This window comes from Lentzea sp. NPDC060358, assembly GCF_042725365.1.
Taxonomy (GTDB): Bacteria; Actinomycetota; Actinomycetes; order Mycobacteriales; family Pseudonocardiaceae; genus Lentzea.
This window is the reverse complement of record NZ_JBHXCW010000291.1, coordinates 1-8743: the sequence shown is the minus strand read 5'-3', so window position 1 is coordinate 8743 and position 8743 is coordinate 1. Positions and strand designations below refer to the sequence as shown.

Annotated in this window: 7 protein-coding genes; 4 read left to right on the top strand and 3 right to left on the bottom strand. The window is 71.2% G+C overall.

What is annotated here, in order from left to right; all coding sequences use genetic code 11:
* Positions 1-7: 7 nt before the first annotated feature.
* Positions 8-1660 (bottom strand): DUF885 domain-containing protein, encoded by a 1653-nt coding sequence (locus ACFWGZ_RS36585; RefSeq protein ID WP_382456174.1) that lies wholly within the window; start codon positions 1658-1660, stop codon positions 8-10.
* Positions 1661-1766: 106 nt separating this feature from the next.
* Between ACFWGZ_RS36585 and ACFWGZ_RS36580 the strand changes: the two genes are divergently transcribed.
* A complete protein-coding gene (locus ACFWGZ_RS36580; RefSeq protein ID WP_382456173.1) occupies positions 1767-2420 on the top strand; it encodes a DUF3153 domain-containing protein in 654 nt (217 codons plus the stop codon).
* 9 nt (positions 2421-2429) lie between these two features.
* Here the strand turns inward: ACFWGZ_RS36580 and ACFWGZ_RS36575 are convergent, their stop codons facing one another.
* Positions 2430-3311 carry a methylenetetrahydrofolate reductase gene (locus tag ACFWGZ_RS36575; RefSeq protein WP_382456172.1) on the bottom strand — a complete coding sequence of 294 codons (882 nt, stop codon included), beginning with the start codon at positions 3309-3311 and terminating at the stop codon, positions 2430-2432.
* A 103-nt stretch (positions 3312-3414) separates the two neighbouring features.
* Here ACFWGZ_RS36575 and ACFWGZ_RS36570 point away from each other — a divergent pair, with 103 nt between their 5' ends.
* Both ACFWGZ_RS36570 and mptB read left to right on the top strand, forming a co-directional pair.
* On the top strand, positions 3415-4482 hold the full coding sequence (locus ACFWGZ_RS36570; RefSeq protein WP_382456171.1) for a polyprenyl synthetase family protein: 1068 nt from the start codon (positions 3415-3417) through the stop codon (positions 4480-4482).
* A 118-nt stretch (positions 4483-4600) separates the two neighbouring features.
* Positions 4601-6115 (top strand): polyprenol phosphomannose-dependent alpha 1,6 mannosyltransferase MptB, encoded by a 1515-nt coding sequence (mptB, locus tag ACFWGZ_RS36565; protein WP_382456170.1) that lies wholly within the window; start codon positions 4601-4603, stop codon positions 6113-6115.
* A 142-nt stretch (positions 6116-6257) separates the two neighbouring features.
* On the opposite strand, the gene ACFWGZ_RS36560 is transcribed toward mptB, so the two are convergent.
* The gene (locus ACFWGZ_RS36560; RefSeq protein ID WP_382456169.1) at positions 6258-6623 is read right to left on the bottom strand and encodes an Rv2175c family DNA-binding protein; all 366 of its coding nucleotides are present in this window, start codon (positions 6621-6623) and stop codon (positions 6258-6260) included.
* Between the two features lie 77 nt (positions 6624-6700).
* On the opposite strand from ACFWGZ_RS36560, the gene pknB reads away from it, so the two are divergent.
* Positions 6701-8719 (top strand): Stk1 family PASTA domain-containing Ser/Thr kinase, encoded by a 2019-nt coding sequence (gene pknB, locus ACFWGZ_RS36555; RefSeq protein WP_382456168.1) that lies wholly within the window; start codon positions 6701-6703, stop codon positions 8717-8719.
* Positions 8720-8743: the final 24 nt, after the last annotated feature.

Below are 8743 nucleotides of genomic sequence, written 5' to 3'. Positions count from 1 at the left end.
TCACGCGTCACAGCGCGGCGAGGCGCTCGCGCAGCGTGTCGAGTCCCATCGAGCCCATCTCCAGGGCCTGCCTGTGGAACTGCTTGAGGTCGAACGCCGCGCCCTTGCGGGCCCTCACGTCGTCGCGCGCGGCCAGCCACAGGCGCTCGCCGAGCTTGTACGCCGGCGCCTGGCCCGGCCAGCCCAGGTAGCGGTCGAGCTCGTCGCGCGAGGCCGCCGGCTCCTGCAGCGTGCGGGTGAGCAGGAACTCGAGGCCGAGGTCCGGGGTCCAGCGCTCGCCGGGGTGGAAGCCGGTGCCCGCCGGGATCTCGAGCTCCAGGTGCATGCCGATGTCGATGATCACGCGGGCGGCGCGGAACAGGTGCGCGTCCAGCATGCCGAGCAGGTCGCCGTCGTCGTCGAGGTAGCCGAGCTCGCGCATGAGGCGCTCCGAGTACAGCGCCCAGCCCTCGCCGTGGCCCGACACCCAGCACAGCAGGCGCTGGAAGTCGTTCAGCGTCTTCGACTGGTACACCGCCGTCGCGCACTGGAGGTGGTGACCCGGCACACCCTCGTGGTAGACGGTCGACGTCTCGCGCCAGGTCGGGAACACGGTCTTGCCGGGCTCGACCGACCACCACATGCGGCCGGGGCGGGAGAAGTCCGCGGTCGGCGGCGTGTAGTAGGCGCCGACGCCGCCACCGGGCGGCGCGATCTTGCACTCGAGGTCCATCAGGGCGTCGGGGAGGTCGAAGTGCACGCCGCGCACGTCGCGCAGGGCCTTGTCCGACAGCTCCTGCATCCACGCCTGCAGGCCGTCCTGGCCGTGGACCTGGTAGCGCGGGTGCTCGTCGAGGTACGCCGCGGTCTCGGCGAGCGTCGCGCCCGGCTTGAGGCGGGCCGCGACCTCCTTCATCTCCGCCTCGAGGCCGAGGAACTCCTGCCAGCCCCACTCGTAGGCCTCGGCGAGGTCGAGCTTCGAGCCGGTGAAGTAGCGCGAGCCGAGGCGGTAGCGCTCCTCGCCGACGGCGTCCTTCTCCGGGGCGAGCGGCGCGAGCGACGTGCGCAGGAACGTGGCGAAGTCCGCGTAGGCGGCCGACGCGGCGGCGGCGCCCTCGTCCAGGGAGGAGCGCACCGGGCCGTCGACGTCGGCCGAGTCGACGAACGAGGTGAAGAACGTCGACGACCACGTGTCGCACTGGGTGGCGACCTTCGTGACCTGGCGCAGCGCCGACACGTGGCCGCGGGAGGCGGCGTGTGCGAGGGACGCGCGCAGGCCTTCGAGGGCGGCGGGCACGGCGGAGAGGCGGCGGCCGATCGTGGCCCACTGCTCGGGGGTGTCCGTCGGCATCTGGTCGAAGACGTCGCGCACGGACTGGATCGGGCTCGCGATGACGTTCAGCGAGGACTCGGTGACGCCGGCCTCGTAGAGCTCGTGCTCGAGGCCCGTCCGCTCGAGGAAGACGGCACGCGCGGCCTCTTCCGACGCATCCGCGGGCCGGGCGGCGGTGATGTCGGCGAGCGCGCGGACGGCGAGTTCGTCGCGCGCCGCGTGCCCTTCCGGCGAGAGGTCCGTCAGCTGGTCGTCGGCTCCCGCGAAGCCGAGGTGGGTGGCCGTGATGGGGTCCAACGCCACGTAGTCGCTGACGTACTTGTTGCTGATGTCGTGCACGGATGCCATGCGCCGAGACGCTACCTCTCGCCCCTGCCCGCCAAAAGGTAGTTAGTCAAGCTCACGACCAAAGGAGGGACCTGCGTCGTCGTGACCGTGCTGGCAGGATGTCCGGGTGCGTCGATCCCGGGCACTGCTGCTGCCGGTCTTCTTCCTGCTCACCCTGTTCTCGCTCAGCGGGTGCGTTCGCGTCTACGCGGCCATGGCCGTGTCGGACGACGACCGCGTCTCCGGCGAGATCGTCGCGGCCACGCCGCCCACGCAGGACAACGACCCGGGCCCGCAGCTCAAGGTGCCGCCGGAGCTCGCGAGCCGCGTGAGCACCCAGCCGTACCGGGTGGAGACCTACGCGGGCACGCAGCTGTTCTTCAACGGCCTGACGTTCGACGAGATGCGCACGCTGTCGATGACGACCAGCTCGTCGAACAGCCGCTACAGCCTGAACTTCCGCCGGTCGGGTGATCTTGTCACGCTCTCGGGGTCGGTCGACCTGACCCAGGTGCCCGTGGAACGCGCCGACATCCAGGTCAAGGTGAGCTTCCCCGGCAAGATCGTGAACACCAACGGCCGCGAGGAGGAGAACAACACGATCGCGTGGTCCCCGAAGCCCGGCCAGGCGTCGATGCTGCAGGCGACCGTCCAGTACGCGGGCGAGAACTCGCAGTCGTTCTTCGGCTGGGCGCTGCTCGTCGCGGGACTCACCGGCGGGGCCGCGCTGATCGTCGTCGTCCTCGCCCTCATCGCGCACAAGCGCTCCGCCGTCGTCTGACGGCGGGCCTCAGACGCGGCTCACCAGCCCCAGGCGCCCGAGGACTTCCCGCGTCGCCTTGGCCCTGTTCATCGTGTAGAAGTGCAGCGCCGGAACGCCCTCGTCGAGCAGTCGCTGGCACATCTCCGTGGCGATGTCGATGCCGGTGGCGCGGAACCCCGCGACGTCGTCGGCGTACGGCTCCAGCCGGCGCGAGACGTCGAGCGGCAGGTCGGCACCGGACAGTTCCACGATCTTCGCCAGCCCGCGCGGCGACAGCATCGGCATGATGCCCGGCAGGACCGCCGCGGAGCAGCCCGCGTCCGCCACCCGGTCGCGCAGCCGCAGGAACGGCTCCGGGGCGTGGAAGAGCTGGGCCACCGCGTAGTCCGCGCCCGCGTTGAGCTTGCGCAGCAGGAACTTCAGGTCGGTGTCGAGGTCGGCCGACCGCGGGTGCCCGTACGGGAACGCCGCGACGCCCACGCAGAAGTCGCCGAGCTCGCGGACGAGCGCCACCAGCTCGTCGGCGTGGTTGAGGCCCTCGGGGTGCGCGACCCACTCGCCCATCGGGTCGCCGGGAGGGTCGCCGCGCAGCGCGAGGACGTTGCGCACGCCGATCGCCGCGTACCAGCCGATGACGTTGCGCAGCTCGGCCACCGAATGCTCGACCGCGCAGAGGTGCGCGACGGGCAGCAGCGTCGTCTCCTGCGCGATGCGGCCGGTGGCGCGGATCGTGCGGTCGCGGCGCGAGCCGCCGGCGCCGTAGGTGATCGAGACGAACGCCGGGTCGAGGCCCTCCAGCTCGCGGACGGCCTTCCAGAGGACCTTCTCGTCCTCGGCGTCCCGAGGCGGCAGGAACTCCACGGAGAACTTGGGTGACTCGCCCCGGAGCCGCTCCACCACCGACGTCATGCGCCCAACCCTAGTGGTAGGTCCGCCAGGTGGGACAGTAGCTCATCATGTGGTACCCGGCCCCGACATGCGCGTGGTGCCGGACACAGCGGACCATGGACGTGTGTCCCACCACCCCGTCGACGCGGCACTGCCCCGGCACGTCGAAGAAGCGCTGACCACGTACCTGGCCTCCCGGCGCGCGTCCGGCGAGGCGATGGACCCCAGCTTCGCGAGCGCGGTCGACGCGCTCTCGGACTTCGTGCTGGGCGGCGGCAAGCGCATCCGCCCGACCTACGCGTGGTGGGGCTGGCGCGCGGCCGGCGGCGACCCGGACGGCGAGCTCGCGGCCGAGGTGCTCACCGCGGTCAGCTCGCTGGAGCTCATCCAGGCGTGCGCGCTGATCCACGACGACCTGATGGACGCCTCCTCGGTGCGCCGCGGCAAGCCGACGGTGCACATCGCGTTCGGCGCGCGGCACCGCGAGCAGGGCTGGCTCGGCTCGCCCGAGCGGTTCGGCATGTCGGCGGCCGTGCTGATCGGCGACATCGCGCTGGCGTGGGCGGACGACATGCTGTTCGCCGCCGGGCTGCCCGCCGACGTGCTGCGCAGGATGAGCGAGCCGTGGCGGGACATGCGCACCGAGATGCTCGCGGGGCAGTACCTGGACGTGCTGACGCAGGTGCGGGGCGACTCGTCCCCGGACGCGGCGCTGCGCATCGACCGGCTCAAGACCGCCGCCTACACCGTCGAACGGCCGCTGCACATGGGCGCGGCGATGGCGGGCGCCTCTCCCGAGCTGATCGACGGGCTGCGGACGTTCGGTGCGGACATCGGCGTCGCGTTCCAGCTGCGCGACGACCTGCTCGGCGTGTTCGGCGACCCGGAGGTCACCGGCAAGCCGGCGGGCGACGACCTCGCCGAGGGCAAGCGGACGCTGCTCGTCGCTCTCGGCCTGCAGTTCGGCGCCGATATGTTGGATACCGCCCTCGGCAGGCCGGACCTGGACCTCGACACGGTCGAGGAGGTCCGGCGCACCCTCGTGAAGGTCGGCGCCGTCGACGCCGTCGAGGAGCGCATCGAGGAGCTGACGAAGAGCGCGCTGGCGGCGCTCGACGCGGCACCCGTCGCCGAGCCGGCCGCCGCGAAGCTCGCCGACCTCGCGGTCACCTCGACCAAGCGGACCTTCTGAAGTCGATCACCGCCGGGACGGGAGCGGCTCCGCTTCCTGAGAGTTCATTAACACCTCGTTGCCGGTGTGCCCCGTTGCTTGCTGACGCTTGCTCGCCTTGTGCAACGATGTTCGGGCGATGGCAGCAACTCCGTCCCTCCCCCGCACGAGCTCCGAGGTGTCTCCGCAGGAGCTGCATCAAGCCGTGCGCGCGAACACCTACGCCATCCCCATCCGCACGACCATGCTCGGCCTGCTGGGCGTGGCGCTCATCGCGCTGGGCGGCATGGGCGCCGGCGCGATCCTCGAACGCGACCCGCTGCTCGCCCAGGTGGGGCTGAGCTGGCTGCGCTACGGCCACGGCCGCGACCTCGCGAGCATGGTGCTGTACCTGGGGCTCGGCCTCGTCATCTGGGCCTGGGTGCGCCTGGGCCGCCTCGTCCGGTGGGGCGAGATCGGCGACTTCGCGGTGCTGGTCGCCGTGACGGTGTGGACGTTGCCGCTGCTGTTCGCACCGCCGCTGTTCAGCAAGGACATCTACAGCTACCTCGCGCAGGGGCAGCTCGCGCTGAGCGGGTACGACCCGTACCAGGTCGGGCCCGCCGTGCTGCAGAGCACGCTGAGCGAGAACGTCAGCTGGGTCTGGCAGCACACGCCCGCGCCGTACGGGCCGCTGTTCATCCTCGTCGCCAAGGCGATCGTGTGGGCGACGGACGCGAGCGTCATCCTCGGCGTCGTCGCGATGCGGTTCTCGCTCGCGGGCGGGCTGGTGCTGCTGTGCTGGGCGCTGCCGGGCCTGAGCAGGCACCTGGGCGGCCGGTCGGCGATCGCGCTGTGGCTGGTCGCGGCGAACCCGCTGCTGCTGATCCACCTGGTCGGCGGCGCGCACAACGACCTGCTGATGATCGGGCTGATGGCCGCCGGCGTGCTGCTGGTGCTCGACCGCCGCCACGTCCTGGGCTTCGTGCTGCTCGCCCTCGCGTTCTCGGTGAAGGCGACGGCGGTCGTCATCGCGCCGTTCCTCATCTGGATCTGGGCGGCGCGGCTCGACGGCGACAAGCGCGCCCAGTTCCGCAAGGCGCTGGTGCCGGGCCTCGTGGCGTTCGTCGGGACGTTCGCGGCGTGCACGGTGGTCGCCGGGGTGACGCTGGGCTGGATCCCGGCGCTGCGCAGCTCGTCGATGATCATCAACTGGCTGTCGCTGCCGAGCGCGGTCGGCGACTTCGTGCGGATGGTCGTCAACTGGTTCGTCTACGTCGACGGCGGCATCTTCATCGGCATCGCGCGGGGCATCGGCTCGGTCGTGCTGATCTGGATCGCGTACACGCAGTGGTGGGCGGCGCGTGACGGCGAGGTGCGCGACAACATCCGCCGCGGCACGATCACGATGCTCGCCGTCGCGCTGCTCTCGCCCGCGACGCTGCCCTGGTACTTCAGCTGGCCGCTGGCGCTCGCGGCCGGGTTCGCGTGGAGCACGGGCGCGCTCGTCACCATGACGGTCGCGTCGGTGTTCCTGATGCTCGTGACGTTCCCGAACGGCGACACCGCGCTCTACTCGTGGGGCTACCTGTTCTTCGCCCTGGTGGTGTCGGTGCTCGCGGCGCGGTCGCTGGTCAAGCCGGACCCGTTCGGCCTGTCCACGCGCTACGAATGAGATCCGTCCCGTGAACGCGGGCGACGAGCTCGCCCTCGACCTGGAGCCGGTCGCCCTTCTTCGTCTTGGTCGTGCCCACCGGTTCAGGGGTTCCAGACGCCTCCTGCCTGCGGAGACGCCTGAAACCGCTGCCTCGGGTGAACTAGAAGCCCATGGCCTGGGCGCGTCGCTTTACCTCACGCCCACGGTCTCCGCGCAATGCTTCGATCGGAGTGCCGGGGAGGCTGTCGTCCTCCGTGAAGAGCCAGCGCAGGATCTCGTCCGTGGAGTAGTTCTGGTCGCGCAGCACCGTGATGGTGCCGGGCAGGCCCTTCACCACGCCTCCGGCGGCGAGGAACGCTTCGGGAACGACGAGGACGCCGTCCCGCCGCTCGGCGAGCAGTTGCCCGTCGCGCAGCATTTGGTGGACCCGGGTGACCGGGAGTCCCATTCGTTCGGCCACCTCGGGGAGGCCGAGAACCTCCAGGTCGGCAGCCAGTACATCCGCAGCGGCAGGAATCGCACTCACGGGGGTCACGATGCCATAACCGAACTGGGAACGCCCTTCCGCCAACCGGGTCATCCTGAGCTTTACCATCTCGCACTGTGGAGAGGTCGGTTTCGAACGTGATGGGTGGACTGCTCGAGCAGCGCTACCGGGTGGACGCCGTGCTCGCGCGCGGTGGCATGTCCACCGTCTATCGAGGTCGCGACACCCGCCTCGATCGCGATGTCGCCGTCAAGGTGATGGATCCCCACCTGACGGCGGACCCGGCGTTCGTCGCGCGCTTCGAGCGCGAGGCGCGCGCGGCGGCCCAGTTGCACCACCCGGCCGTGGTGTCCGTGCACGACCAGGGCGTCGACGGTGACCAGGTGTACCTGGTGATGGAGCTGATCGACGGGGGAAACCTCCGCGACCTGCTGAACCAGCGGGGCAAGCTCGCTCCGGCGGTCGCGCTGAGCGTCCTCGGCCCGGTGCTGTCGGCGCTGGGCGCCGCGCACCGCGCCGGACTGGTGCACCGCGACGTGAAGCCGGAGAACGTGCTGATCGGACCCGGTGGCCAGGTCAAGGTGGCGGACTTCGGACTGGCGAGGGCGATCGCCGAGAACGGTGTCACGAGCGACAGCGAGATCCTCGGCACCGTGGCCTACCTGTCACCCGAACAGGTGGAGACCGGCGCCGCGGACGCGCGCAGTGACGTCTACTCGGCCGGGATCGTGCTCTACGAGATGCTGGCGGGCAAGGCGCCCTACCGCGGCGAGACGCCGATCTCGGTGGCCTACCAGCACGTGAACTCGGACGTCCCGTCGATCCCCGAGATCCCGCTTGCGCTCGACACGCTCGTGCGCAAGGCGACCCGGCGCGATCCGGCGCTGCGGCCCGCGAACGCCGAGGCGTTCCTCGCCGAACTGGAGCGCGTGGGCGCGGAGCTGGGCCTCACGCCGCAGCCGGTGCCCGTGCCCGGCTCGGCCCCCGAGAACGACCGGACGGTCGTCATGCGGCCGGTCCCGGTGTCCGTCGGCGCCACTCCCCCGTCGGCCGCCGAGGCGACGAGGCCCGTCGTCCCCAAGCCGGCCGCGCACTCGGCGATGACGACCATCAACACCGGCCCGCCGACGCCGCCTCCGGGCATCGCGGGCACGCGCACGATGGAGCGCCCCGAACAGCCCCGGCGCCGTCCCCCGCAGAACCGGCCGCGCAAGCCGAAGGTCGACCCGGCCGAGGAGGAGCGCAAGCGCCGCAAGAAGCTCATGATCATCGGCGGTTCGGTCGTCGGCGGCCTGGCACTGATCGTCGGCCTCTACACCTGGCTGCTCGGCGCGGGCAGCACCACGGCGGTGCCCGAGGTCGTGGGGCAGTCCGAGCAGAACGCCGTGCGGCTGGTGCAGAGCGCCGGCCTGACGCCGTTGATCGAGAAGGTGGCGTCCGACGAGGTGCCGGTCGGCCAGGTCATCCGCTCGGAGCCCGGTCAGGCCACGGAGCTGCGCAAGAACGAGTCCGTGAAGATCATCGTGTCGCGCGGCCGGCCCGTGGTGCCGTTCGTCAACGTGGGCGCCGAGGTGGACGCGGCGACCAAGGAGATCGAGTCGGCCGGTCTGAAGGCGGTCAAGGACGCCGCGAAGGACGCGTTCCACGACACGGTCCCGATCGGCAAGGTCGTGGCGCTCGACCCGCGGCCCGGCACGGCGCTCAAGATCAACGAGCCGGTGACCCTCGTGCTCAGCAAGGGCCCGGCACCGCGCACGCCGGTGCCGAACGTCGCGGGCAAGACGAAGGCCGAGGCGTTCGCCGAGCTGCAGCGCGCCGGGATCGAACCGGTGGAGGCAGGCGGCGACGACGCGGCCGAGAACGACCAGTCGCGCGTCGTGCGGACGGACCCGCCCGCGGGCACGGTGCTGGAGGGCGTGGGCGCGAAGCGCGTCACCGTGTTCTTCCAGAACGACCGCGAGATCGAGGTGCCCGACGTCGCCCGCAAGAAGGTGCGCGACGCCAAGGAGGAGCTCGAACGAGCCGGGTTCAAGGTGAAGGTCGAGTTCAACAGGAACGGGACCGTGGTCAACCAGTCGATCCCGCCGCGCACGCGGGTGAAGCGCGGGACCGAGATCACCATCTTCGGTCTCTAGGCCACAAGAGGAAGGGCCCCACGT

Bases quoted from the DNA above. Each gene is read 5' to 3' on its own strand.
- ACFWGZ_RS36585 (WP_382456174.1), bottom strand. From the start codon at position 1,660: ATGGCATCCGTGCACGACATCAGCAACAAGTACGTCAGCGACTACGTG.
- ACFWGZ_RS36575 (WP_382456172.1), bottom strand. From the start codon at position 3,311: ATGACGTCGGTGGTGGAGCGGCTCCGGGGCGAGTCACCCAAGTTCTCC.
- mptB (WP_382456170.1), top strand. From the start codon at position 4,601: ATGGCAGCAACTCCGTCCCTCCCCCGCACGAGCTCCGAGGTGTCTCCG.